The organism is Bacillus sp. JJ1532, from assembly GCF_036965085.1.
GTDB lineage: Bacteria > Bacillota > Bacilli > Bacillales > Cytobacillaceae > Cytobacillus.
This window is the reverse complement of the sequence record NZ_JBALOW010000021.1, coordinates 81,879-106,412: the sequence shown is the minus strand read 5'-3', so window position 1 is coordinate 106,412 and position 24,534 is coordinate 81,879. Positions and strand designations below refer to the sequence as shown.

At 38.0% G+C, this 24,534-nt stretch carries 22 protein-coding genes; 12 read left to right on the top strand and 10 right to left on the bottom strand.

Features of this window, described 5'->3' with window-relative positions; genetic code table 11:
* Positions 1-500 precede the first annotated feature (500 nt).
* Together V7122_RS09545 and V7122_RS09540 are read left to right on the top strand one after the other, a co-directional pair.
* The gene (locus tag V7122_RS09545) at positions 501-938 is read left to right on the top strand and encodes a DUF1641 domain-containing protein (protein ID WP_335346526.1); all 438 of its coding nucleotides are present in this window, start codon (positions 501-503) and stop codon (positions 936-938) included.
* A 36-nt stretch (positions 939-974) separates the two neighbouring features.
* Complete coding sequence (locus tag V7122_RS09540) at positions 975-2,156, top strand: NAD(P)/FAD-dependent oxidoreductase (RefSeq protein ID WP_335354400.1); 1,182 nt, start codon at positions 975-977, stop codon at positions 2,154-2,156.
* Between the two features lie 60 nt (positions 2,157-2,216).
* Here V7122_RS09540 and pepT read toward each other — a convergent pair whose 3' ends face one another.
* Positions 2,217-3,458: a peptidase T gene (gene pepT, locus V7122_RS09535; protein ID WP_335354399.1), complete on the bottom strand. Its 1,242-nt coding sequence runs from the start codon at positions 3,456-3,458 to the stop codon at positions 2,217-2,219.
* Between the two features lie 159 nt (positions 3,459-3,617).
* Between pepT and V7122_RS09530 the strand changes: the two genes are divergently transcribed.
* The gene (locus tag V7122_RS09530; RefSeq protein WP_335354398.1) at positions 3,618-4,757 is read left to right on the top strand and encodes an amidohydrolase; all 1,140 of its coding nucleotides are present in this window, start codon (positions 3,618-3,620) and stop codon (positions 4,755-4,757) included.
* 150 nt (positions 4,758-4,907) lie between these two features.
* Here the strand turns inward: V7122_RS09530 and V7122_RS09525 are convergent, their stop codons facing one another.
* From V7122_RS09525 to V7122_RS09500, 6 genes are all read right to left on the bottom strand, one after another.
* Positions 4,908-6,017: a GerAB/ArcD/ProY family transporter gene (locus V7122_RS09525; RefSeq protein WP_335354397.1), complete on the bottom strand. Its 1,110-nt coding sequence runs from the start codon at positions 6,015-6,017 to the stop codon at positions 4,908-4,910.
* 143 nt (positions 6,018-6,160) lie between these two features.
* On the bottom strand, positions 6,161-7,258 hold the full coding sequence (locus V7122_RS09520; protein ID WP_335488454.1) for a GerAB/ArcD/ProY family transporter: 1,098 nt from the start codon (positions 7,256-7,258) through the stop codon (positions 6,161-6,163).
* 57 nt (positions 7,259-7,315) lie between these two features.
* Positions 7,316-7,537, bottom strand: a complete 222-nt coding sequence (locus tag V7122_RS09515) for a hypothetical protein (protein WP_335354395.1) — start codon at positions 7,535-7,537, stop codon at positions 7,316-7,318.
* Between the two features lie 7 nt (positions 7,538-7,544).
* A complete protein-coding gene (locus tag V7122_RS09510; protein WP_335354394.1) occupies positions 7,545-8,747 on the bottom strand; it encodes a Ger(x)C family spore germination protein in 1,203 nt (400 codons plus the stop codon).
* Positions 8,748-8,766: 19 nt separating this feature from the next.
* Entirely contained in the window at positions 8,767-10,347 is a 1,581-nt protein-coding gene (locus V7122_RS09505) for a spore germination protein (protein WP_438824720.1), read from the bottom strand.
* A 127-nt stretch (positions 10,348-10,474) separates the two neighbouring features.
* The gene (locus tag V7122_RS09500) at positions 10,475-11,161 is read right to left on the bottom strand and encodes a YqjF family protein (RefSeq protein WP_335354401.1); all 687 of its coding nucleotides are present in this window, start codon (positions 11,159-11,161) and stop codon (positions 10,475-10,477) included.
* 202 nt (positions 11,162-11,363) lie between these two features.
* Between V7122_RS09500 and V7122_RS09495 the strand changes: the two genes are divergently transcribed.
* On the top strand, positions 11,364-12,761 hold the full coding sequence (locus V7122_RS09495; protein ID WP_335354393.1) for an FMN-binding glutamate synthase family protein: 1,398 nt from the start codon (positions 11,364-11,366) through the stop codon (positions 12,759-12,761).
* Positions 12,762-12,821: 60 nt separating this feature from the next.
* The gene (locus V7122_RS09490; protein WP_335488450.1) at positions 12,822-14,195 is read left to right on the top strand and encodes an FMN-binding glutamate synthase family protein; all 1,374 of its coding nucleotides are present in this window, start codon (positions 12,822-12,824) and stop codon (positions 14,193-14,195) included.
* Between the two features lie 53 nt (positions 14,196-14,248).
* On the opposite strand, the gene V7122_RS09485 is transcribed toward V7122_RS09490, so the two are convergent.
* On the bottom strand, positions 14,249-14,983 hold the full coding sequence (locus V7122_RS09485; RefSeq protein WP_335354391.1) for a protein-glutamine gamma-glutamyltransferase: 735 nt from the start codon (positions 14,981-14,983) through the stop codon (positions 14,249-14,251).
* A 149-nt stretch (positions 14,984-15,132) separates the two neighbouring features.
* On the opposite strand from V7122_RS09485, the gene V7122_RS09480 reads away from it, so the two are divergent.
* The 3 genes from V7122_RS09480 (at position 15,133) to V7122_RS09470 (ending at position 16,193) form a co-directional block, all read left to right on the top strand.
* On the top strand, positions 15,133-15,369 hold the full coding sequence (locus tag V7122_RS09480; RefSeq protein ID WP_066290188.1) for a helix-turn-helix domain-containing protein: 237 nt from the start codon (positions 15,133-15,135) through the stop codon (positions 15,367-15,369).
* Positions 15,370-15,576: 207 nt separating this feature from the next.
* Entirely contained in the window at positions 15,577-15,771 is a 195-nt protein-coding gene (locus V7122_RS09475) for a small, acid-soluble spore protein, alpha/beta type (protein WP_438824031.1), read from the top strand.
* Positions 15,772-15,938: 167 nt separating this feature from the next.
* Positions 15,939-16,193: a hypothetical protein gene (locus V7122_RS09470; protein ID WP_335346540.1), complete on the top strand. Its 255-nt coding sequence runs from the start codon at positions 15,939-15,941 to the stop codon at positions 16,191-16,193.
* 69 nt (positions 16,194-16,262) lie between these two features.
* Here V7122_RS09470 and V7122_RS09465 read toward each other — a convergent pair whose 3' ends face one another.
* A complete protein-coding gene (locus tag V7122_RS09465; RefSeq protein WP_335346537.1) occupies positions 16,263-16,568 on the bottom strand; it encodes a hypothetical protein in 306 nt (101 codons plus the stop codon).
* 255 nt (positions 16,569-16,823) lie between these two features.
* Between V7122_RS09465 and V7122_RS09460 the strand changes: the two genes are divergently transcribed.
* The 4 genes from V7122_RS09460 (at position 16,824) to V7122_RS09445 (ending at position 19,514) form a co-directional block, all read left to right on the top strand.
* Entirely contained in the window at positions 16,824-17,348 is a 525-nt protein-coding gene (locus tag V7122_RS09460) for a hypothetical protein (protein ID WP_335346541.1), read from the top strand.
* A 15-nt stretch (positions 17,349-17,363) separates the two neighbouring features.
* Positions 17,364-18,911: a flotillin family protein gene (locus V7122_RS09455; RefSeq protein ID WP_335354390.1), complete on the top strand. Its 1,548-nt coding sequence runs from the start codon at positions 17,364-17,366 to the stop codon at positions 18,909-18,911.
* Positions 18,912-19,221: 310 nt separating this feature from the next.
* Positions 19,222-19,335 carry a YjcZ family sporulation protein gene (locus V7122_RS09450; protein WP_335344575.1) on the top strand — a complete coding sequence of 38 codons (114 nt, stop codon included), beginning with the start codon at positions 19,222-19,224 and terminating at the stop codon, positions 19,333-19,335.
* Between the two features lie 35 nt (positions 19,336-19,370).
* Complete coding sequence (locus tag V7122_RS09445) at positions 19,371-19,514, top strand: YjcZ family sporulation protein (protein WP_438824030.1); 144 nt, start codon at positions 19,371-19,373, stop codon at positions 19,512-19,514.
* A gap of 107 nt (positions 19,515-19,621) precedes the next feature.
* On the opposite strand, the gene V7122_RS09440 is transcribed toward V7122_RS09445, so the two are convergent.
* Complete coding sequence (locus V7122_RS09440) at positions 19,622-24,007, bottom strand: S8 family serine peptidase (protein ID WP_438824776.1); 4,386 nt, start codon at positions 24,005-24,007, stop codon at positions 19,622-19,624.
* Positions 24,008-24,534 lie beyond the last annotated feature (527 nt).

The window sequence follows — 24,534 nt, the reverse complement described above, 5'->3', positions numbered from 1 at the left end:
GCTGTAATCTTTAATAAGATTACAGCTTTTTTACTATAATTCTTATTAGGAATTAGTTATATTACCGGAAATTCAAGCAATGGTGTTCTTAGTTTAGTTATTTTATTTATTATCTGTTGAATCCTTTTGCTGGGTATACCGAATTAAGTAAAGTTTGTATCAAAGCACTAGGGTGTATATCAAGTTAGTAAATAAAGCTTAATGTATAGGGGACTGATATTCCATTTTGAGGAATGCAGCCTTTAACTTTATTCATATTCCACCTGTAAATAACATTTAAGCTATGAATATATTCAAAAATTGTAATTGATATTATTCAAAATAAGTCGTATAGTAGTTTTGGGATGATTGAAGGGCTTACATAAATAGTTGTTTAGTAACAGGATAACTATTTAATAGTATTTTAAGATGTTTTTAATTGCCTTTGTGAAAAATCACACAAGACATAAATTTCCTTCAGTTGATAGTAAAAATATTTATTTTGTAAAGGGGTAGTGAACATGACTGCAACGCTTACACAACCAAAACCTGAACAAGAGCATGTGTCGTATCAAGAGAAACTTGATATTCTTGATCAGCTTTTAAAACCTGAGGTACAGGAATCCTTAACAACATTAGTAGAGCAGCTGCCAAAGCTAACAGAGCTAGTAAATATTTTAAACAAATCATATGACTTCGCTCAATCAGTGGCAACTGATGATGTATTAAAGAATGATACAGTAAGTGCAATCGCTGAAATGGCAGGTCCAGTTAAGGACACTGTTAAAAGTATTGCAGCTACTGCTATTGAAGCAAAAGATCGTGCGGATGAAAGCCATGAAGTGATCGGTTTATTTGGCGTATTAAAAATGCTGAAAGACCCTCAAGCCCAAAAGCTTTTCCGTTTCGTTAATGCTTATCTTCAAATCTCTGGAGAAAAGAATAGCCAACAAAGATAAGTTCTTTTAATACAACTAGTAAGGACGGGATGATACATGTCAAAACATATTGTGATCTTAGGGGCAGGTTATGGCGGAGTTCTTTCAGCTTTAACTGTTCGCAAATACTTAAATAGTGAAGAAGCCTATGTTACTGTAGTAAATCAATATCCAACACACCAAATTATTACTGAGCTGCACCGTCTTGCAGGGGGAACAATTGCAGAAAAGGCTATTTCTATGCCGTTAGAAAAGGTTTTCAAAGGCAAAGATATTAACTTGAAAATTGCTAAGGTTGACTCATTCTCTGTTGACGAAAAGGCAGTAAAGCTTGATGATGGTTCCACATTAAAATATGACGTACTTGTTGTTGCTCTAGGAAGCAAAACTGGTTACTTTGGTATTCCAGGACTAGAGGAAAACAGCATGGTATTAAAATCAGTCGAAGATGCTAATAACATTTACAATCATATTGTTGGAAAAATTGAAGAATACAGCAAAACTCGAAATGAAGCAGATGCAACGATTGTTATTGGCGGCGGCGGATTAACTGGCGTTGAGCTAGTTGGTGAAATCGTTGATAATATGCCAAAAATCGCAAAAAAATATGGAGTAGATCCGAAAGAATTGAAAATCAAGCTTGTTGAAGCTGGTCCAAAAATTCTTCCGGTTTTACCTGATCACTTAATCGAACGTGCTACTGCAAGTCTTGAAGCTCGTGGTGTAGAATTCTTGACAGGTCTTCCTGTAACGAATGTAAATGGAAATGAGATCGACCTTAAAGACGGATCAAAAATTGTTGCCAATACATTTGTATGGACAGGCGGAATCCAAGCACTTCCGATTGTTGAACAATCTGGTCTTGCATGTGATCGCGGTCGTGCAACTGTTAATGAAAATCTTCAATCATCTTCTCATCCTGATGTATTTGTTGTTGGAGACAGTGCAGTTGCCTTCCCAGCAGAAGGCGGTCGTCCATATGCGCCAACCGCACAAAATGCATGGCAAATGGGAGAACTTGTTGGTTATAATTTATTCGCACTTCTTAAAGACAAGACATTTGATACATTTGCACCAGTAAATTCAGGTACTCTTGCAAGCCTTGGCCGTAAAGATGCTGTAGCAACAATCGGTGCTAACGAAACTTCACTTAAAGGACTGCCTGCGTCTATCATGAAGGAAGCAAGTAATGTTCGCTACTATTCACATATTAAAGCTTTGTATGCATTAGCATACTAAGGCATAATAAAAAAATGAAGCTGCCAAAACCATCACGGTTAGCAGCTTCATTTTATTTTTCTATAAATTTTCTCCCTTTTCCTCAAACAGCTTAATAATATTCACAATCGTATTTACTGCCTTTTCCATATTATCAACGGAAATATACTCAAATTTACCGTGATAGTTTTCGCCGCCAGTAAAAATATTTGGAGTTGGCAGTCCCATATAGGAAAGCTGTGAGCCATCAGTGCCGCCGCGGATTGGTTTTACAATTGGGGCAATATCCAGCATTTCCATTGCCTCGTGTGCAATATCAACGATTTCTTTAACAGGTTCGATTTTTTCCTTCATATTATAATACTGATCCTTCATTTCAAGAAGGATTTTGTCTTGTCCATATTTTTGCTTGAGCTCCTGAACAATGGCTTCCATTTTTGCTTTTCTAGCATTGAATTTATCCTTATCAAAATCACGTATGATGTAACTTAGCTTTGTTTCTTCCACATCTCCATTAAAAGAAAGAAGATGGTAGAAACCCTCATACCCATCAGTAAATTCAGGAGCCTCATTAACAGGAAGCTTCGAGTTGAATTGTATCGCTATTTTTGTTGAATTCACCATTTTCCCTTTAGCAGTTCCAGGGTGAATATTATTTCCTTTAATGGTAACTTTTGCAGCAGCAGCATTGAAGCTTTCATACTCGAGTTCCCCAAGAGGTCCTCCGTCTACTGTATATGCATATTTTGCATTGAAGGCCGCCACATCAAATTTATGAGGCCCTCTGCCAATTTCCTCATCAGGGGTAAAAGCCACTCTTATTTTGCCGTGCTTTATTTCGGGATGTTGAATGAAGTATTCCATTGCCGTCATAATCTCAGCAATTCCCGCCTTATTATCAGCACCAAGAAGAGTGGTTCCATCTGTTGTAATTAAAGTATGGCCTTTATATTGGTTTAAGCTTGGAAAATCCTTTGGTGAGAGAACAATTTGTAAATCTTTATTTAAGATAATATCATTACCATCATAATCTTCGTGAATTTGCGGTTTGACATTTGCACCTGTAAAATCAGTTGCTGTATCCAGATGAGCCAAAAATCCAATTGTAGGCACTGACTTTTCTGTATTGGCGGGTAAAGTCGCCATTACATACCCATTCTCATCAATTGATACTTCTTCCATTCCGATTGACTTTAATTCTTCGACTAATAAATTCGCCAAGGTTAGCTGACCTTGTGTGGAAGGGCATGTTTCATTCGCTTCATTAGATTGCGTATCAATTTTCACATATGTAGTAAATCTTTTAATTATTTCACTTTTCAATCTCAACAACTCCTTTGTATGGTACTATTACCATTTTATCACTCCAATCTATAAAAGTATAAGATAGACAGCTTTATATTGAAAAATGCCCATTCTTAAATAAATTTAGTGTATAATGATTGAATATTTCAATTTAAGCTAAAAAAGGAGATTTACATAATGAGGCAAGATCCTATTCAGTTGATTGAACAAAATCGCGAAGAAATTCTCCAAACCTATCAAGAACTTCATCAGCTTGCTGAGCCAAGCTGGCAAGAGGAAAAAACCTCATCATATATTCGTGAAAAGCTAATAAATGCAGGGTTAAAGGTTAAAACGTATCAAGACCATTTTGGTTTAGTCACCGAGATTCAAGGGGAATCAAAGGATGTCATCGCCCTTCGTGCAGACATGGACGCATTAGTCCAGGAGGTAGATGGGGAGGTTCGTGCAAATCATTCATGTGGGCATGATGGACACAGTACAATGGCCCTCTATACGGCACTTGTCTTAGCTAAATCAGGGCAACGCTTTAAACACACTATCCGTTTTATTTTCCAGCCTGCCGAGGAAAAAGCAGAAGGTGCTCTGAAAATGATTGAAGAAGGGGCTTTGAAAAATGTCAAATTCCTTGGCGGGATTCATTTACGCCCATTAATTGAAATTCCTTTCCAAAAGGCCGCACCCGTCATTCTTCATGGATCTTCAGCAACGATTAAAGGTGTCATTAAAGGTGTGCAAGCACATGCAGCAAGACCTGAGGAAGGGAATAACCCGATTGAAGCAGCTGCTATGTTAATTCAGGCAATTCGACAAATCCGATTAAAAGATAATCACAAATATTCTATAAAAATAACAGAGCTTCACGGTGGAGAAGCATCTAATTCAATTCCAGAAACTGTTCAATTTACATTTGATCTAAGAGCTGAGACGAATGAAACGATGACAAAGCTAATTAATAAAGCAGAACATACTATGCAAAAAATGGCTGCACTTACTGAAACAGAGATTGAATCAAAACTTGTAGAGTATTCACCAGCTGCAGTAGAAAATTCAAAAGCAATTGAACTTGGAAAGCATGCTATTATTTCCATCCTTGGCGAAGATAATTTCGAACAAGCTTGCCATTCTCCAGGGGCAGAGGATTTCCATTTTTATACATTGAAAAAACCAGACATTGCAGCTACGATGATTGGCTTAGGATGTGATCTCCAGCCTGGGCTTCATCATCCAAAAATGACATTTAATCAGGAAGCACTAATTTACGGTGCAAAGATTTTAACCAATCTAATATTAGAGGCAGATAAAAAGCAGTGGTAACAAATAATTTTTCAAGAATAAAAATAATAGAAGTTTTTAGTTTTAGCTTTTAACTTAGAGACCTTCCTAACTTGGTTAAGAAGGTCTTTCTTTATTACAAAAGAAGGCGGGCGAGCTAATATGGATCAATTAAGAAAATCAGCCATGCTATTATATATTTTTGCTAGAATCTAATGGTTTTCTCTTTCTTTTCCGCAGAACAGCAATTATTAGTAAAAACAGAGGGATAATAGTTTGTATAAGGATTGCATAAAAAGGGAATCCCTTTACAGTATAACGGCTATATTCCATTGTATTAGGCAATGACCAAAAGCTAAATTCTACAATTAAAATTCCTATGGGCCATATAATAGGCCGGTAATCCGTAAGATTAAGCCATTGGGCAGTACCTAAAGCAACGACATAGTATAACATAGAGATTTTGACGAATGCCCCTACAATCCATAAAGCCATAACAACAGACTCCAAATTTTCGAAGAAATCAGCAAGACTAATGTATCGACTTGCTACCATCAGAGGGTAAACCTTAGAATCTATAGTTGTACCTAATACAAAAAGAACAATAAGATTAACGCCAACTAATGTCACCATTACGACAAAAACAGTCATTATCCCGTATTTCATTCCTTTTTTCATATCTGCTAAAAAAGGAAGAAGAAAAATAATCAGAAAAAATTCTGAGAACCATCCAAATGGCACGATTGCACCTTTTAGAGGAGGGATGATTCCTCTCTCTAATATCGGCAGTATATTGCTAATTTCAAAATCGCGGCTTAGAAGTATGATAAGAATAATGAGTGGAATGACAAAAATCGGAAAAATTAATTGGGCAACTCTTCCTACTACTTCTAAACCTCCGTGTACAGAAAAAGCGCAAAGGAGTGCCATTAAAGAGATTATTAAACTAATCGGGGTTTTGAACAGAAAGGAGCCTACAATAAATTCTGCGTATACTCTGACGACAACCCCCGTGGTTATTAGGTAAAAAGACAAAATGAAAAAATCGAGAATTTTTCCCGGAAATCGGCCAATGATGTGTTCGCTGAATTGGACAATCGTTTGACCCGGATAAAGTTTGTGCAAACTAACAGTTATATAAACAGTCACAAATCCGATTATAGACGCCAAAATGGGTGACAGCCATAGATCTTGTTGAGCAAATTTGGCGGTAAGGCTTGGCACAGAAAGGATAGCGGTAGCGACTATCGTAGGATACATCAACATTGCCATCTGGAGGGATGAAATTTTACCTTTCTCCATCATTTTTCTCCTTTGCTAAATACTATTGAAAATGAAATCATGACGAGATTACAGCAGTTGCTTTTCTAAAAACTGTTCAAACGTTTTAGATGGTGTTCTTTTCCAACTCGCTTCAAAGAGTACATTTACATCGTTATGAAATATTAGCTTGAATGAAATTCCTTACTATTTCTTTTCCGTATAACCCCAATGACTAATAAAAACAGCGGAATAATGGTTTGCAAGAGAGCTCCATAGAAAGGGAAAATCAAGTTAAAATAATTAAGGGTCATCGTGTTAGGTAACGACCAAAAGCTAAATTCTAAAGTAAAAATTCCAATTGGCCAAATAATTGGCCGGTAGTCTGAAAGATTTAGCAATTGTGCTGTACCTAAAGCAACGGCATAATAAATCACGGAAATTTTAACAAATGCCCCTACAATCCAAATGGCCATCACAACGGAATCCAAATTTTCGAAAAAGTCAGCGAAGCTAATGTATCGACTTGCAAGCATCAGAGGATAAGCCTTAGAGGCTGTTGTTGTACCGAGTACAAGAAGAACGATAAGATTCACCACAACTAACGTCACCATCACGCCAAAAACCGTTATTATCCCGTATTTCATTCCTTTTTTTATATCAGCTAAAAAAGGCAGCATGAAAATGATTAGAAAAAACTCCGTAAACCATCCACCAGGTACAATCGCCCCCTTGAGTGTTGGATAGATTCCTCTCTCTAATATTGGGAGTATGTTTCCAAGTTCAAAGTTAGGACTTATTAAGAAGATTAAAATGATAAGCGGTATAAAAAAAATCGGAAAAAGTAATTGGGCAACTCTCCCTAAAACTTCTAAACCTCCGTACACGACAAAAGCACATAGGAGTACCATCATAGACATGATGATACTAATCGGGGTTTTGTGCAGAAAAGAGCTGACAATAAATTCACCGTACTCTCTGACGATTTGTCCATTTATATGGATATAAAAAAATAATATGAAAAAACTAATAATTTTTCCCGGGAATCGGCCAATGATCTGTTCAATGGTTTGGACAAAGGTGAAATTTGGATAAAGCTTTTGCAAACGAATAGCTATATAGACTGTCAAAAACCCCATAATAGACGCAAAAACAGGTGACAGCCATAGATCTTGTGCCGCATATTTAGCGGTAATGCTTGGAACTGAAAGGATGGCGGTAGCGACTATCGTAGGATACATCAACATTGCCATCTGAAGAGATGAAATTTTGCCTTTCTCCATCATTTTTCTCCTTTGTTAGAACGTATCGAAAAACATTCATGTTTGTAATCACGAGATTTACTTTTCCATGAACTGTCCGAATGGCTTAAAAAGAGCATCTATCCATGTTGTGGGCCCATCCATCTGCGGGAGATTGAACATTGATAACACTAAACCGATAAGGAGGAGTACAATAAGTGCACCTTTGTCTTTTTTAGGTTTTTGTTTCATTTTAGGCCATTGAAACAAAAGGATGACAAAGATAATTACAGCTGTACTAAAGAAACCTTCCCACCTCATTTTTCATTCACCTCATTTTCAATTCCATTGATTTATTAATATTGCCCTCCCTGCGAATATGACCTTCAACGTCGATTTCCACCTTTACTTCTGAAAATTGCTCATCCCAACGATGTTTTACCATTTTCCATTCTTTAGGGTATTTATGGTGGAATTCTTTGGCGAAACCAACAATATCAGCTTTCAGATCATGCTGTGTATACTTGATAGCAGATTCGATACGCTTTTCAATATCTTTTTTATATGTTTTTTCTGCAATCTTTAATGATTTTGGATTTGAAAGGTCCAAATTCGTTCTGTTTTGCACAATGGCACCTTCTGTTTTTACCTTTATTGTCATTTTCCACTGCTCATCTTTAATTTGCGGAATTAGATTGATTTGGACTGATACCGGATTTAAAGACAAATCCCCTCTTTTACCTTGAGGTTTTGCGGTAACGGTATATTCTTTTACTTCATTCCTTAACCATAAGATTCCTCTAGTTTTATGTTCGGAAATCGTTCCAACCATTTTGTCTTTTTTAAATACTGCTGTTCCTGAAATTTTTGGAAACTGAAGGGACTTTTCTTTACTTGTTTTCTCAGTTTCAAATTTAACATATGGGAGAGCAGCTGCTTGAGCTTCGCTAATAAGCATTTCATCTAAGTCCTGTAATGTGGTCTTCATCCCAATACTTAATTTAACTATTTCCCGAACTGTTTCCGCAGAATAGCGTTCTAGTCTAGTCTGTAATTGAAGGATATTCTTTGCTTTTCCTTTACTGACAAACACAAATGCTCTTTCTCTTGGCTGTGGATGGCGGAGCAGGAAATCTAAATGATCTCGTATTCCTTCCCTTGCTAAATCTTCCCCGAAAATAAACACTTTACATTGTCCCCAAAAGATTTTACGAGGCAATTCACCTTGAAGTTTTGATAGGGCATCTGCAATATTGACTCCTGTATGAGATGTTGACACTGTTGTAGCTCCTCCTCCTCCTCCTTGCCCCCCTTGAGCGCCTCCACTGCTTATTGCTTTAGGAACAAAAATTTGGATGGATAGTTCAATTTGATTGTCTTCCTTTTTATCAATCGCTGCAGCAGTGACAAGCGCTAAATCATTAATTTCCCATCGATCCCAGCAGCCGGTTAACAAAAGAAGCAATCCACCAAAAGAAATCAATAGAAGGAATTTTTTTAGATAAAGATTCCTTTGTCCTTTCTCTAACATTGTTGATCACCCTCATCCTTTAATTTTCCGATTCTCCGCCTCTATTTGGATTCGGTTCCATACCTGAAGTCTGTCGATATATATTCGATTCCCCAGTAAGGTGCGGGCGTTTATCCATCATCCATAAAGGGGATCTCCACAGAACATCCCTGAGTTCATGGCCTTTAAGTGGTGCTAAAGGTGCTAGATAGGGTTCACCAAAGGAACGCAAGCTGCATAAGTGAATCACTATAGCCAGGATACCCATCACGATCCCAAGCAGCCCTAATGTACCGGCAAGAAAAATAATCGGAAATCGCAGCAAACGGATAGCAATTCCGGCTATATAGCGAGGGATCATAAATGAAGCAATTCCTGTAATTGCTACAACAATGACCATTGGTGCTGAAACGATTCCTGCTTGGACTGCAGCTTGTCCAATGACGAGGGCTCCAACAATACTGACAGCGGCCCCTACTTGTTTCGGTAATCGAACCCCTGCCTCTCGCAGTGCTTCAAACGTGATTTCCATAAGAAACACCTCTACTAAGGCAGGAAAAGGGACTGTCTCCCTGGCGGCTGCAATACTAAGCAGCAGTGCTGTTGGGACCATCTCTTGATGGAATGTCGTAACAGCCACATAAAGTGAAGGAAGCAAGAGAGATACTCCAAAGAACACATATCGTAACCAACGGATAAACGTGCTAATCATAAAACGTTGATAATAATCTTCCTGTGATTGAAGCAAAGAAAAAAAGGAAATTGGCGCAACTAGGCAGAAGGGGGAACCTTCAACCAAAATAGCAGCACGTCCTTCTAGTAAATTCCCACATACAATATCTGGACGTTCTGTTGACAATATTTGCGGGAATGGTGAATAAGGATTATCCTCAATCATTTCCTCGATATATTCACTCTCCAATATCCCATCAATCTGGATCCTTTGAAGACGGTTATTTATTTCTTCTATCAGTGTTTTGTCCGCTAACTCTTTAATATAAGCTAGTGCAACGGTTGTTTTTGTGTAAGTTCCGATTTTCATTGTTCGTATTTTTAATGCAGGGCTTTTAATAATTCTCCTTAATTGTGATGTGCTCACCTGCAATGATTCCGTAAAGCCTTCACGCGGACCTCTTATTACAGACTCTGCTGATGGTTCCTCAATACTTCTCTTTTCCCATTTTGCTAAACCTAAGGAAAATCCGTCTTTTTCCCCTTCAAATAATAGAATTGGTTTACCCGATGAGATTGATTCAATACAATCAGCCAATAATTGGACTCTATTTACTTTAGAAACCGGAAGTTTTTGTTCTAGGAATTTATCAATAGTCTTAGATTCATGACCGACCTCCTGCATAAGAGGGGAGAGAACATATTTTTCAATGCTATCATTATCTGAAAGCCCTTCAATAAAAATGATTAAAGCTTTTTTCTTTCCAAAAAGTAAGAAGTGCCGAAATACAACATCAGAACAGTTTTCATAAATTGAACGAAAAACTTCTTCATTTGCACTTAAATTATATTGGAGTGGATCCTGAGGCTTGGATTCATGATTCATATTTTGGAATTGAACCTTTTTATCTTTTGATTTCCTTAATAATTTATTTACATTACGAATCAAGCTCGTTCCCCCCACTATTTTTTGCGGCTACTCTAACTCTTATTTCTAAGATTCTTCATTTAGGTGTTTTTATACAATTAATCCCCAAATTAACATATGGGCTTTTTTTGTTGAAAATTTTTTTTTATTACACTCCAATTTTTTTAATATTCCAAATTAGTGAATCTGTCCCCTTAGAAAAGTGGGAGATTGGTGTTACTTTGTTAACATCAATATTAAACGGTGTAAAAAGGGTATTCTTATATATTTCTATCTCAGTCTTTTGTAACTGCCATGGCTGATGGTGGATTTCCAAGCAATATGTATGGATACCATTATTTGAACTAAAAAAACAATAGCGTTCAGTCAGAAAATGATCAAGTGTTCCTTCCTTAGGCAAATAAACTTCTTCTAGTGGTTTATATGTTCCATCAATAGTGATCTCGTATTTTGTTTTTCTTTTACGAATGCTTTTATAATGAAAGTTTTGACCCTTTTTTTCTATTGAAATTTGTGCAGATTGATAAGGCAGACGAAGCCATCTTTTTGCAATTGTGTAGGAAGCCCAGTCGCAAACATCTAAAGAAAGAAAATAAATGCCGCTTTTCCCGTTACACTTAACATATGTACGTACATTAATTTCTTGAAATTTAGGCAGGATGGAAATGTTGGGCAATCCTCGAGGATAAATGCCGTCCATAACAAAAACAATTATTCCCAACCAAGCAGATCCATTAAATGTGTCAATTTCTAAAGATGCTGGAATATGCTTACGCAATTTTTCAGATGGAATAGGCCAATGAATAAACAATAGGTCTCTCCATGTCTGTCGCATAATCCAATTTTTTGAGGGCAATGGAAAAGGTCTGTGTAAAGTATTATTAATTAACTTCATAAAAAATTCTCCAATTGACATTTTTTCTTCTTAGTCTTTTCTCCAAGGAAAGTTTTCATGCAATGCCGATCATATTATTTACCTAATTTGGAAATACTAGGACATACTAAATGGATTTTTTATTTGATTTTGGAGTAGAAAAATGTCGAATATATTAACTTATATGACTTTTGCGATGATCGTAATATCTTTTGTCCTTTTTTTATTTATACTTTTCGGTTGGCGGTGGCTTATGAAACGGATGGTAAAGAAAATGGGCAAAATTATTTTAACGGATAGTTATCAAGAAAATATTATTGAAATGTTACCTGGATTCAGGCATATGGGCATTCAAAATGTGCTTGAAAATAGTTTGCGTGCAGAATCGGGTGATATCTTACACCGGCCACTTGGTTCTTCGAAAAAATGGCCTCATTTAGAGCCAATTACCTTTATCCCTGCACAAACGACTCCATTTCCTGTCGATGGTGAAGAGGAAGTAGATGTTCAAGTAACGATAGGACCTAAAGCAAAAAAACCATTGAAAATTAAAATCCCTCTGATAATTAGTGGAATGGCTTATGGTATCGCACTTAGTGAACAAGTGCGGTTATCTTTAGCGGAGGCAGCTAAAAATGTAGGAACTGCGATTAATTCTGGTGAAGGACCGGTCCTTCCAGAAGAATTAGATAAAGCAGGAAAATACATTCTACAGTTTTCAAAAACAGAATGGTCAAAGGATAAAAGTATCTTGAAGCAGGCTAATATGATTGAGATTAAATTGGGGCAAGGCGCATTATTTGCCATGGGCGGAAAGATATCACCGAATAATTTATCGCCTCGTGCTATTGAATTAATGGGGCTGAAAGAAAACGAACAGGCAGTTATCTATGAAAACTTTTTTGATAATCAAACGCTGGACGATCTTAAACAACTTGTGAAGGATTTACGCAAATTAACCGGTGGCGTTCCAATAGGTGTAAAAATGGGTGCAGGCGGAAAAATTGAAGAAGATATTGATCATTTAATAGAAATGGGTGTTGACTATATTGCTATTGATGGCGGACAAGCAGCGACTCACGGTGCACCACCAATTTTATCTGATGATTTTGGTATACCGACCTTGCATGCGATTGTTAGGGCTGCTAATCACCTTGAAAAGAGAAACATGAAGGGACAAATTAGTTTAATTGCCTCCGGAGGTCTCTTTGTACCCGGGCAGTTTTTGAAAATGCTTGCACTCGGAGCTGATGCTGTCTATTTAGGATCTGTCATGTTGTTTACAGTCGCTCATAATCAAATATTGAACGCGGTTCCATTTGAACCGCCTACTCAAGCTGTTTGGAATGACGGAAAGTTCAAGGATCAATTCAAGATCGAAGATGGCGTTCAAGCAGCAGAGAAATTCTTAACAGCCAGTACAGAGGAAATGAAAATGGCATTAAGGGCTATGGGAAAACGATCTTTAAAAGAGTTGTCAAAAAAAGATTTAGTGTCATATGATGATCAGACTTCACAAATAATCGGAATTCCGTTTTCATTTGAACCATGGGAAAATTGAAGCTTTACTTGATGTTGGGAAGTGTATTTGTTGAACGTACTTAACTTTTTAACTTTTATAATGATTGCTTTGTTATTTGTCATATTTTTTTTCATGCTAATTGCTTGGCGCTGGCTTACAAAAAAAATCGTTAAGCAATTTGGGAAAATCATTTTTACAGATAGTTATCAAGAAAATATTATAGAGATGATACCAGGGTTTAGACATATGGGCATTCAAAATGTCCTTGAAAATAGCTTGCGTGCAGAAAAAGGCAAAGTCCTTTTTCGGCCACTTGGAGGTTCTTCTAAAAAATGGCCGAATCTTGACCCGATTACATTTATCCCGGCACAAACTACACCATTTCCAATTGATGGGGAAGAAGAAGTAGATGTAGCTGTTACGATTGGACCAAAATCGAAAAAACCAATGAAAATAAAAATTCCGCTTATGATTAGCGGGATGGGATATGGAATCGCACTTAGTGAACAGGTGAGACTTTCCTTGGCGTCTGCCGCAAATAATGTGGGAACAGCGATTAACTCGGGTGAAGGAGGAATTCTGCCTGAAGAATTAAATACAGCTGGGAAGTATATTTTACAGTTTGCCAAAACAGAATGGGCAAAGGAAGAAGCCGTTATAAAGCGCGCAGATATGATTGAAATTAAATTGGGACAAGGTGCAGTATTCGGGATGGGAAGAAAAATTCCGCCCGAAGAATTAACCGGTCGTGCCCGAGAAATATTGGGTCTTAAGGACAATGAAGAAGCAGTGATCAATGAAAATTTTTTTGAAAATCAAACATTAGAGGACTTGAAAGAACTTGTACATGACCTAAGGGAGCTGACAGGTGGCGTTCCTATCGGGGTCAAAATTGGGGCAGGCGGAAAAATTGAAGAGGATATTGATCATATCATTGAAATGGGTGTTGATTATATTGCGATTGATGGCGGACAAGCAGCCATGCACGGAGCACCACCGATTTTATATGATGATTTTGGAATTCCGACACTGCATGCGATTGTCCGGGCTGTTAATCATTTAGAAAAGAGAAATATGAGGGGACAGATTAGTTTAATTTTCTCAGGAGGGCTTTTAGTCCCAGGGCACTTTTTAAAAGTACTAGCCCTCGGTGCTGATGCTGTCTATTTAGGTTCAGCGATGCTGTTTACTGTCGCTCATAATCAAATATTGAATGCCGTTCCTTTTGAACCGCCTACCCAAGTTGTATGGAATAACGGAAAGTTTAAGGATCAATTTAAGATTGAAGACGGGGCTCAAGCAGCAGAAAAATTCTTAACTGCAAGCACCGAAGAAATGAAAATGGCTTTAAGAGCAATGGGAAAACGCTCATTAAAAGAACTGTCAAGAAATGATTTAGTCTCTTATGATGAGCTGACTGCCCGAATGATTGGCATACCATTTTCGTTTGAGCCCTGGAACAAAAATGAATAACCAAAGGCGCCTATATTTCATTAACATTTAAATTTGGAGCCTTTTGGTTATGTTTACCCATATAGAGGCTTGGCAAATTGTGATAAATATTTAGTATTTAATCTGCTATGCTGAGATATTAAATAGGCAGATCTTGTTGCGTTTTTCCTCCTAAGTGTATTGAGGGTTTTAATCATCTCTTCTTCCGTTTTAATTCCAATTCCATGACCAAAATATAAACCATCTCCTAAATAAACAGCATTTTCACCTGTCCATACTGGGTGCCCATAATCGGGATTAAAAAAGTAGACAACATCCCCTGGGATAAAATCACTTCCTATTTTTGTAACTATACTTAAATCTGAGTCATAGTTCCAATCCCAAACAAGGAGCCTCTGGAATAAAGTATTGAAATAACTGACTGAAATCAAATCAAGCACTGCTTTATAATAAATAAATACAATAGCGGTTGAACATTCAAATGCGTATTCCTTCCCATTTTTAAATACATCTTTAAGTGCATCGGATGGCTGGATTGAGGGATTAAGTAAATAGCCGTATTTGATTTTCGTCCAAATTTTCGGATTAAATTTAGATGTAATAAATGGAGTAAATGTTGCTTCGCTTTTTTGAAGGTCTTTCGCTGCTAAAATAATATGCTTCCTTAATCGTATATCAAAAAGCAATTCATGTAAGGAATCATATTGATGAATGGAAGGGCTGCTTTCTAAAGCGATAAATATCTCCCTTTCCGTCCCCTGAAAGTTGCTTTGATTAGGCTTTATTTCATAACTTGAAATAATAATCAATTAAATAAGTCTCCTTTCACAAAAGGTATTAATTGGTTCTTGTTGTGTTCTCTTCAGTTGGCGAAAATAATTTACTTTACAAAAGGATCATTTCAATGCTAATTTATTTAAATAATATGATACTGTAAAGGGGGGTATGAGCATTGAGAATGAATAAAGAAATTATTAAGTTTCTAAGAAAGAGTTATGAGATGAATCAGCGAGATTTTGCAAAGATTGTCAGCTGCAGTTTCTCGCTTATTGCATTAGTAGAAGTAGGTAAACGAAGAGTAACCGCTGAGTTAGAAGAAAAAATTAAAAAAGCGTTTGATTTAGATGATCAGCAGATTCAATCCATCGCTTCTCTTGTGTCTGAGATTAGTAAGGGAGTACCTCCATTTATGTAAATAAACCGCTTGAATTTATAAATATATTTATTTTCGTTTACTCATCTTATGCTGCATGTCCATAACCCAAAATTAGGCTATGGCCGTGTCACCTCAAACCTTCCTACATAATTAATCGTCTTCAAAAATGAATGAAGCATCCAGCCTTCGGTTAAATTAGAATAGAGCAATTACTTGCTCAACTAATCGTGGTGGGAGTGATGTATCATGGCTAGAAACAAACTTTTAGTACCTGGTGTTGAAAATGCATTAGATCAAATGAAATATGAGATAGCAGGCGAGTTTGGAGTTCAACTTGGTGCAGATACAACCGCACGAGCAAATGGTTCAGTTGGCGGCGAAATGACAAAGCGTCTTGTCGCTATGGGACAGGAGCAGCTGAAGAATCAGCAAGGACAGTAATAAGATTGATAAGGCAGGGACCCTTCTTTGGAGGGTCTCTTTTATTCGTTTTAATTAGTAATAGTTCCCTTTTCTAGATAATTACCCAAGAATTTATATATTGCTTTGAATTCTATTTAATGGGTGTGAAAATATGTAGAAGAAAATGAGGAGGAACAAAATTGAATATGAATGTAATACCAAATACTATTGATATGAATGACGAAAGGATTCGACCATTTGGATTTGGAGGATTTGGAGGGTTCGGCCGCCCAGGCTTTGGCTTTGGGTTTGGCGGACCATTCTTTGGATTCGGTTTTCCGTTTTTAGGAGGATTAGATTTAGGAGCAGCACTTGGTGGAGGATGGGGAGGATATGGTTATCCATACTATCCATACTATCCACCTTATCCTTTTTACCCGCCTTATGGATACTGGTATTAAGTAAAAGTGAAATGTTCAAGGGGGATGCTCCCATAAGAACTTCAATTGAAGTTTTATGGCTGCCTCTTTTTATTTATCCTCCCATTCCTCATAAATCACAATTCCGCCAGTTAGGTCAATTTGATTTCGCTCCCCTTTGTAATATAGCTTGCCATCCTCGTTTACAATCAAGTTCTCATAAGTAAAAACATGATCCCCAGATGGCAGCTGAATAATGATTTTTTCACCAAGCACTTTTTTTGGTGCCTCAATCTTAATTAAGCTTTGAGAATAAAAATAAAGGGCAGTAAAAGCTGAAATACATAAGGAAAAGAACAGAATGAAGCGTTTTATTACAATATATGATTTTTCAGAATACCTTTGTGACCTCGACATTCTTCTTTCATGCCTCCTGTTAAGAAAAGACTAATCTCCTGAGTATCGTATGCATGAAGAATTACGAAGATGACAGAAAAAGGCTAAAGTTTAGGAATCTAAGTAACACTTAAAATAGTTATTTGAAAATTATTTTTTAAAAATTGAAACATTTTCCTCCAATCATCCGTAAGTAAGGTAGAGTACAAATAAATAGATTATTAAAGGGGGGGTACGAATGGCTGTTATCATGAAAAGGAAAGGGCCTGAATAGTGATGGAGATATTTGGAGTCGGTATCCAAACAATCTATTTGTATACGCTTATTATTTCGGGGAGTTTAATTATCTTATACTTATTTTTCGGTGATGTGATCGAAGGGATATCTGAAGCAGCTGGGTTCCTTAATCCGGTACTAGTTTTAGCATTTTTAACTTTTTTATCAGCAATCGGATATGTGCTTGAAGCTGTAACAGGACTAAACAGTATCCTAATAATGGTCATTGCTGCAATTGTTTCTATCATATTAGATACCCTGCTAAATGTATTTGTTCTTATTCCATTAGCCAATTCTGAGGAGTCGCTTGTGTACACAGAGGATTCTTTGAAAGGGAGATTGGGGAATGTCATTATTCCAATTCCAGAGAATGGATTTGGCGAGGTTTTGATTGAAAGTATTAGCGGCAGGATTTCTAAGCCTGCTGCTAGCTTCGATAACAAAATCATAGAGGAAGGAAAAAAAGTTCTTGTGATCGACATTAAAGATGGGGTTCTTTATGTTGTGCCACAAAATGAATACTAGATTGGAGGAAAATTTATGCTCACGATTTGGATTGTAATTGGAATTGCAGCCTTTTTATTAATTGCTTTATTAGGAATCTTTATTACTAAGTATAGAACGGCTGGTCCGGACGAAGCCTTAATTGTAACAGGGAGCTATCTCGGCAGCAAAAATGTACATGTGGATGAATCAGGAAATAAAATAAAAATTATCCGCGGCGGTGGTACATTTGTGCTGCCTGTGTTCCAGCAGGCTGAGCCGTTAAGCTTACTATCAAGTAAGCTGGAGGTATCTACTCCTGAAGTATATACAGAACAAGGCGTACCTGTTATGGCGGATGGTACAGCGATCATTAAAATTGGCGGCTCCATTGGAGAGATTGCAACAGCCGCAGAACAATTTCTTGGAAAATCAAAGGAAGACCGAGAAAATGAAGCGAAAGAGGTCCTTGAAGGCCATTTGAGATCGATTCTTGGTTCAATGACTGTTGAAGAAATTTATAAAAATCGGGATAAGTTTTCCCAAGAAGTTCAGAGAGTCGCATCACAGGATCTTGCAAAAATGGGTTTAATCATCGTTTCATTTACAATTAAGGATGTCCGTGACAAGAACGGTTATTTAGACTCTTTAGGAAAGCCTAGAATCGCTCAGGTGAAGCGGGATGCAGATATTGCAACAGCAGAGGCTGAGATGGAAACGCGGATCAAACGTGCAGAAGCTGATAAAGACGCACAAAGGGCTGAGCTTGAAAGAGCAACAGAGATTGCCGAAGCTGAGAAAGAAAATCAAATGAAAATAGCTGATTACCGCAGGGAGCAGGATATTGCAAAAGCTCGGGCAGACCAAGCCTATGATTTAGAGACAGCACGTGCAAAGCAAGAGGTAACAGAGCAGGAAATGCAAATTAAGATTATCGAGCGTCAGAAACAAATTGAATTAGAAGAAAAAGAAATACTAAGAAGAGAACGTCAATATGATTCCGAAGTAAAGAAAAAGGCAGATGCAGACCGGTATGCTGTAGAGCAGGCTGCTGAAGCTAACAAGAAAAAGCAAATAGCTGAAGCAGATGCAAATAAATACTTAATTGAAGCCCAAGCTCGTGCAGAAGCTGAAAGAGTTCGAGTGGATGGATTGGCTAAAGCAGAATCACAACGTGCACAAGGTGAGGCAGAAGCTGAAATCATTCGCCTGAAAGGTCTTGCTGAAGCAGAGGCGAAACGAAAAATTGCCGAGGCCTTTGAGCAATATGGTCAGGCAGCTATTATGGATATGGTTTTGGAAATGCTTCCTGAATACGCAAAGCAAGTGGCAACCCCGCTTTCCAATATTGATAAGATTACGGTTGTTGATACAGGCAGTGACGGAAAAAATGGCGGTGCTAATAAAATCACAGGATATGCAACGAATTTAATGTCCACGATGCAAGAAAGTCTTAAAGCATCCTCAGGTATTGATGTAAAAGAACTGATCGAGAACTTTTCCGGAAAGGGAAATATCCGTCAGAGCATAAATGAGCTAACGAATGAGTTGACAAGCAAGAATGACTATGAAGCAAAAGATGAAAGAGAAATAAGTAAATATTAATTTTCATTACTGAATATGGCTTAGCGAAAGGGCGGTGATCTGTTTAGATCCCCCCTTTTTTTGTTGACTCGCAAACTGCCATTCGAGCATGTTCTCGAATGTTTTCGTCCCGATTAAAACCCGTTCACAAGCACATATATGGCTAAATCAACACCAATCACTAATTTAGCCTATTTCATAAATATTAGGCGAAAATACAAGATTTATAGATTGTCCTAATGAAATAACCCAAAAATTGTGCATTCGTCTATCGCACACAATAGCTTAATTGAATAGGATATAAGGAATCAAACAAAGGAGGTAAATTAATATGTCAGATGGAATTGCATGCGGTGGAGGCTTCGCTCTACTTGTTGTATTGTTTATATTGTTAATCATTATTGGTGCTTCTTGGGGATTCGGTGGCGGGTTCGGATTTATTTAAAAAATGCTTTTAATTGATAGGGAGGAGATGGGTTTATGTCATTTGGATACGGCGGCTATGGTTATGGCGGTTATGGTGGCGGTTTTGGATGTGGCGGATTTGGAGGCGGTTTTGCTTTAATCGTTGTCCTGTTTATTCTGCTTATCATCGTAGGTGCTTCATGTTTTAGCTTTTGTTAAGAAGGAAGCGAGAGAGTGAACCTCTCTTGCTTTTTTCAGGTTGAATAATGGAATTAATGCAAGTATAAAACAGGCCCATTTTGAAAACTGAGCCTGTCTCTGATTACTTAATTTTCAACATTTTCGTTTTCTTCAATTACTTCTTCATTGCTATTATTTCCATTATTCCTTTTTCCTGTGTTATCTTTTTCCTTTTTCTTTTTTTCATTAATGTAAAGCTTGCCATCAGCAATTTTTCGAGATTCATTTCCATAGTCGTCTGTTACATGAACTTCTATTTCTGCTCCAGGTGCTTTTACGTTTGATGTGGCCGTGTAGTAGCCTACATAATGTCCTGGTGAAGTTTCCGTCATTGGAAGTGAATTAGCGTCAGAAAGCTGTCCACCAGTGTTTGTTAATGGCATTCTGATTGCAAAAGTTCCTTTTAACCCAGGATCGCTGTCAAATTCAATTTTGACTGTTTCGCCTTTCTTTAATTCCTTGTCCTCTGCAGGAAGCAGATTTTCAATAGTTGGTGGAGTATATTTTGCATTTACTGTTACAGTTTTTTCCTCAGAATTACCTGCCTTGTCTTGAGCAATAACAGTGATTATGTTTTCACCTTCACTTAGAATAATACGAAGTGAGTATTTGCCATCGGCTATATTTGCACTTTGACCATTAACCTGTACTGAATCAAGATTTTCATCGGATACTGTACCTTCAACGGTTACTGTTTCTTTATTTGTTTTTGATTTATCCTCTGGTGTAGTAATGGCTAGTTCTGGTTTCGTTTGGTCGAAAACAATTTTCACAGGATTTGAAGCATCTGTTGACCCTAAATCTGTTGTCACCTTCGCAGTTAAGATATTTTCACCTTCTGTCAATGTTACATCAGCAGAGAATATTCCAGCTTCGGTAGCTTCAGCCGTTGCAACTTCTTCGCCATGATTGAAAATAGTGACGGTTGTAGATGGTACCGTTGTTCCTTCAACAGTTACCGTTCCTTCATTTGTAAATACGCCATCTGCTGGTGACGTTATCACAGGTGCAGTGACCTCATAATTGACCGTAGAACGGATCATATAGTTGCCTTCTGCTACAGGTGACGGTGACCAAGAACCTCCTACCAGCTGCCAGCTTCGCTTCGCATTTGTTCCATTTTCATCTGTTGCTAAGCCAGGAGCATTCGGATTTGGTGCAGTTTGGATGTAAACCATATAGAAATCGCCGTTTACCATGATTCCATGCTCACTTAAATCAACATGTGTCCATTCACCATTTCTTAAGGCGGTGGCATCGAATGGCCCTGCTAATTTTTTACCAGGAGCACCATCAGGACCACTTGCATCGTATACTTCTACTTTGAAAGCTGTTCCGCCTGGAATTGGCCATTCCGTATTCCAGAATCGGAATAATCCGCCTGTTACCATTGCATTTTTGTGTCCAGAAGTAAGAGACATTTTAACAGCCCAGCCATTTCCTGCATCATAGAAGGCACGGGCATTTTCAGCTGTACCGTCATCATAGCCAATTTCACCTGGGAAACCAATGAACGGCTTTACCTGTACATTTTGTTCTAATGGAGTTTCACTAATACTAATAGCAATATCTTGGCTATAGTATGAAGGTGCCATCACCTTTAACGTGTAGTTGCCTTCATACGCAGTAATGGAATATTCTCCGTTTGCATTTGTTTCTACTGGCTGTACAGCAGCATCCTCTACTAAAAGGAGTGTAGCATTTGCAACAGGTTGACCTGTAGCATGATTTGTAACAGTACCAGAAACTGTTCCTTGCGGGATTGGCTCTAAAACAAAATTAGCTGTCACTTCACCGTCTTGAGGAATATTAACAGTCTGTGCCTGGGAACGGTATCCATAAGCCTCTGCTTGCACAGTAAAGGATCCGGAAGCATGTGTAAATTCATATGTGCCATCAAAAGGTTTTGTAAATACGGATCTGCCTGATTCTAAAATGCTCACTTCAGCGGTTAATGGTAGGAGAGCAGGGGCAGGCTGATTTTGTGAGCCATTATTTTGTATTACCTTTTCTTTTACAGGTACAATCTTGTCAGGATCTACCTTTTCATCCTTTAGAGCAGTATCGGAGTCATCTGCAGCTTCAGAAGGATTCGTAATTGCCAGCTGATTACTATTTGCGGCCTGTAGGGCAGTGTTTGAAAGCTGCACATCATCAATGTACCAGCCTGGTCTTTGTACAGAACCATCTGTTTTTACATTGAAGCCTACGTAGATTCTTTGACCTGCATATTCACTTAAATTAACTTCTCCGTCAATCCAGCCGGAAGTAATATCCGTGATGCGAAGCATTTGTGTCCAGTTTTCCATGTCAGTTGAGACAAAAACATGGCCAAAATCCCAGTTTCTTTCAAGGTTATACCAATGCTTAAACTGTAAGTATGCATTTCCTTCTGGGAGGTCGATTGGCGGCATAACTAATGTCATATTAGCTCTGTTATCGTAGTTTCCTGAAAGATTAGTGGCGTATACTTTTTCGCCGGATGCTGCATTTCCTGGTCCGGAGGTTGGCACTCCCCATTGCCAGCTATTAAATTCACCAAATGATGTCCAGCCTATTGGCTCAGATTCAAAATCCTGTGAATAGCCTATGGTGATGCCAGGCATAACAGATACTACAAAGTTATCAGTTACGACTTCATTTCCTCCAAAGTCATTGACCTTCCATTTATATGTGATGGATGGTATAGAAATCTCATCTCCAGGTATTGTTACTTTGTAAATTCCATCTTTATAGTCTCCTGAAATTCTTGCTCCTTGTAAAGTTGCCCAGCTGCCGTCAGATTTTAAGTATTCAAGGACTGTGTTTAATACACTTACGTTGTCAGTTGCTCTTAATTCTAAGGAAAGATCCATTCCTGCGTATGTTTCTTGCGGAGCAACGTGAACCACTTCAGGTGCTTCACTATCATTGCCTTCTTTTGCTACTTGGCCTTTAATCTTTCCAAGGCCGGATATGACAGAGGAAACGGCATCATATGCATTGACGAGACCATATCCAAAACCATTATTTGGTGTTCCAGGATATTGTCCGTTCGTTAAAGGTGAAGCTGTTTGGATTAATATTTCTTCCATATCTTCGACAGAAAGACTTGAATTAACTTGACGAAGCATGGCTGCAACAGCTGAAACATGCGGTCCTGCCATGGACGTTCCATTCCAGCCTCCCTCATACCCGCTTCCTGGTACGGAAGAACGAATATTTACACCAGGTGCAGAGATATCAGGTTTGATTTCTCCATATGGTGATGGTCCTTGAAGGGAGAAGCTGCCTAATCCATTGTTAATATCTGTTGCACCAGTAGCGAACGATTCAGGGTAGTTTGCTGGATTGGCAATTGATCCTGGTCCCCCTGGATTCCCGATTCTTGTATTGCCTGCAGAGAATTCTGGGAAAATTTCTGCTGCACGCCACGCTTGAACCATTGGACGATACCATTCATCAAGTCCTGGACCACCGCCCCAAGAGTTATTTACAACATCAGGAGCTTTATCAGGATGAGGATTTCCAGCGGCATCCTTTGGCGCTAAAATCCATTCACCAGCAGCAATGAGATCTCTATCTGAACCGCCAGCTGCTGTAAACGCTTTAACAGCAATCCATTTGGCACCAGGTGCTACTCCGATTTGATTGGCTCCGTTTGGTTCTGCACCAACCATTGTTCCAGTTACATGAGTGCCATGACCAACATCATCATACGGTGCAGATCGTCCAGCTGTAGCGTCAAACCAGTTAAATTCATGTGTTGGAGAATTAGGATTGGCTGGATTATAGCCTCGGTATTTTTCCTTTAGTGCTGGATGATCCCATTGGACACCGGTGTCTATAGATGCAACAACCGTACCAGATCCATCAATTCCCATTGCCCAAACGGCTGGGGCACCGACTCTTTCAATATTCCATTCTATTGAGTTCGTTTCAGCTTCTGTTTTTTTATCTAGCTGAAGTAAAGGGGGCTCGGCAACCTTTTCTGAAATATTCAGCTGTCTAATTTCGTTTGGTAGAATTTTGTCAATTTCAGGGAAGGCTGCGACTTGTTCCATGACCTCTTTTGTAGCAGTAACAGCGATGGCATTCACAATATAGAAGGATTCAACATCTGTTGCTTTTCCCTCTTTCTCCATTTTTTGGAGGAATTCTGCAACAGGGCCTTGAGTTTCAAAAGCAGTAGATCGTAGGGAGGATAGAACTGCGGATCGTTTCATGTATTTTAATTTAGCTGGTGTTACATTTTGACTTAAAGCATTTTTTTCAGCATTTTTTGCTGCTGCGGCTGTGTCTGCTTGTTCCTTGAACTTAATTAAAAACGTGACTTTACCTTGATTAGCGAATTGATCTTGTAATTTGCTGCTAATTTTACTTTTTGCAGCCTCAGGAGCTGCTTTCTTAAGTGAAGTATGTGGAGAATCATTTGCTTCCGCTTGACCCATGTTTGGGAACATAAGCGGGAGTATTAAAAAAGCAATGAACATGATATTAAACCAACGAAATCGCGTATTCCTTTTCTTCTTCAAAATAATCCCTCCTTGTTTTGGTAAATAAGATTTTGACTGCTGTTGCTAAATGAAAATAATCACCTCCAAAAAGGGCGGAAAGAAAACCCTTTGTTAATGAAACTTTAGCGAATAAAAATCGAAAAAGATGTCGAATAATCAGAGAGGAATTGAGTGCTAGATTAAAATGAGAGAAAGGAATTAGAGTAAGATGACTGGTCAAGATAAAAGGAACTAGTAAACACTCAATCTAAACGACTAGAAATATGTTCATTTACATATAAAACTGACATTTTTCTTGTATTTTTTGGAAAAAATAAGAAAAAGGAAAGGGGAGTGAATTTAACCGAAAAGACCTATAGTGAAAAGGAAGTGGGTCATTAGCAGATGTGTCTTTTATTCTAATGGAGGATTTGAATAATATCGGGATACAAAAATAGCAAAAAAGTCATGTAACTTTTTAGAAAAAATGTAAATTTTCTGCTTTCTAATTTAGTAACAGATAG

Bases quoted from the DNA above. Each gene is read 5' to 3' on its own strand.
- V7122_RS09545 (WP_335346526.1), top strand. From the start codon at position 501: ATGACTGCAACGCTTACACAACCAAAACCTGAACAAGAGCATGTGTCG.
- V7122_RS09540 (WP_335354400.1), top strand. From the start codon at position 975: ATGTCAAAACATATTGTGATCTTAGGGGCAGGTTATGGCGGAGTTCTT.
- V7122_RS09530 (WP_335354398.1), top strand. From the start codon at position 3,618: ATGAGGCAAGATCCTATTCAGTTGATTGAACAAAATCGCGAAGAAATT.
- V7122_RS09525 (WP_335354397.1), bottom strand. From the start codon at position 6,017: ATGGAGAAAGGTAAAATTTCATCCCTCCAGATGGCAATGTTGATGTAT.
- V7122_RS09520 (WP_335488454.1), bottom strand. From the start codon at position 7,258: ATGGAGAAAGGCAAAATTTCATCTCTTCAGATGGCAATGTTGATGTAT.
- V7122_RS09515 (WP_335354395.1), bottom strand. From the start codon at position 7,537: ATGAGGTGGGAAGGTTTCTTTAGTACAGCTGTAATTATCTTTGTCATC.
- V7122_RS09510 (WP_335354394.1), bottom strand. From the start codon at position 8,747: ATGTTAGAGAAAGGACAAAGGAATCTTTATCTAAAAAAATTCCTTCTA.
- V7122_RS09500 (WP_335354401.1), bottom strand. From the start codon at position 11,161: ATGCGACAGACATGGAGAGACCTATTGTTTATTCATTGGCCTATTCCA.
- V7122_RS09495 (WP_335354393.1), top strand. From the start codon at position 11,364: ATGTCGAATATATTAACTTATATGACTTTTGCGATGATCGTAATATCT.
- V7122_RS09490 (WP_335488450.1), top strand. From the start codon at position 12,822: ATGATTGCTTTGTTATTTGTCATATTTTTTTTCATGCTAATTGCTTGG.
- V7122_RS09480 (WP_066290188.1), top strand. From the start codon at position 15,133: ATGAATAAAGAAATTATTAAGTTTCTAAGAAAGAGTTATGAGATGAAT.
- V7122_RS09475 (WP_438824031.1), top strand. From the start codon at position 15,577: ATGGCTAGAAACAAACTTTTAGTACCTGGTGTTGAAAATGCATTAGAT.
- V7122_RS09470 (WP_335346540.1), top strand. From the start codon at position 15,939: ATGAATGTAATACCAAATACTATTGATATGAATGACGAAAGGATTCGA.
- V7122_RS09465 (WP_335346537.1), bottom strand. From the start codon at position 16,568: ATGTCGAGGTCACAAAGGTATTCTGAAAAATCATATATTGTAATAAAA.
- V7122_RS09460 (WP_335346541.1), top strand. From the start codon at position 16,824: ATGGAGATATTTGGAGTCGGTATCCAAACAATCTATTTGTATACGCTT.
- V7122_RS09455 (WP_335354390.1), top strand. From the start codon at position 17,364: ATGCTCACGATTTGGATTGTAATTGGAATTGCAGCCTTTTTATTAATT.
- V7122_RS09450 (WP_335344575.1), top strand. From the start codon at position 19,222: ATGTCAGATGGAATTGCATGCGGTGGAGGCTTCGCTCTACTTGTTGTA.
- V7122_RS09445 (WP_438824030.1), top strand. From the start codon at position 19,371: ATGTCATTTGGATACGGCGGCTATGGTTATGGCGGTTATGGTGGCGGT.
- V7122_RS09440 (WP_438824776.1), bottom strand. From the start codon at position 24,007: ATGTTCATTGCTTTTTTAATACTCCCGCTTATGTTCCCAAACATGGGT.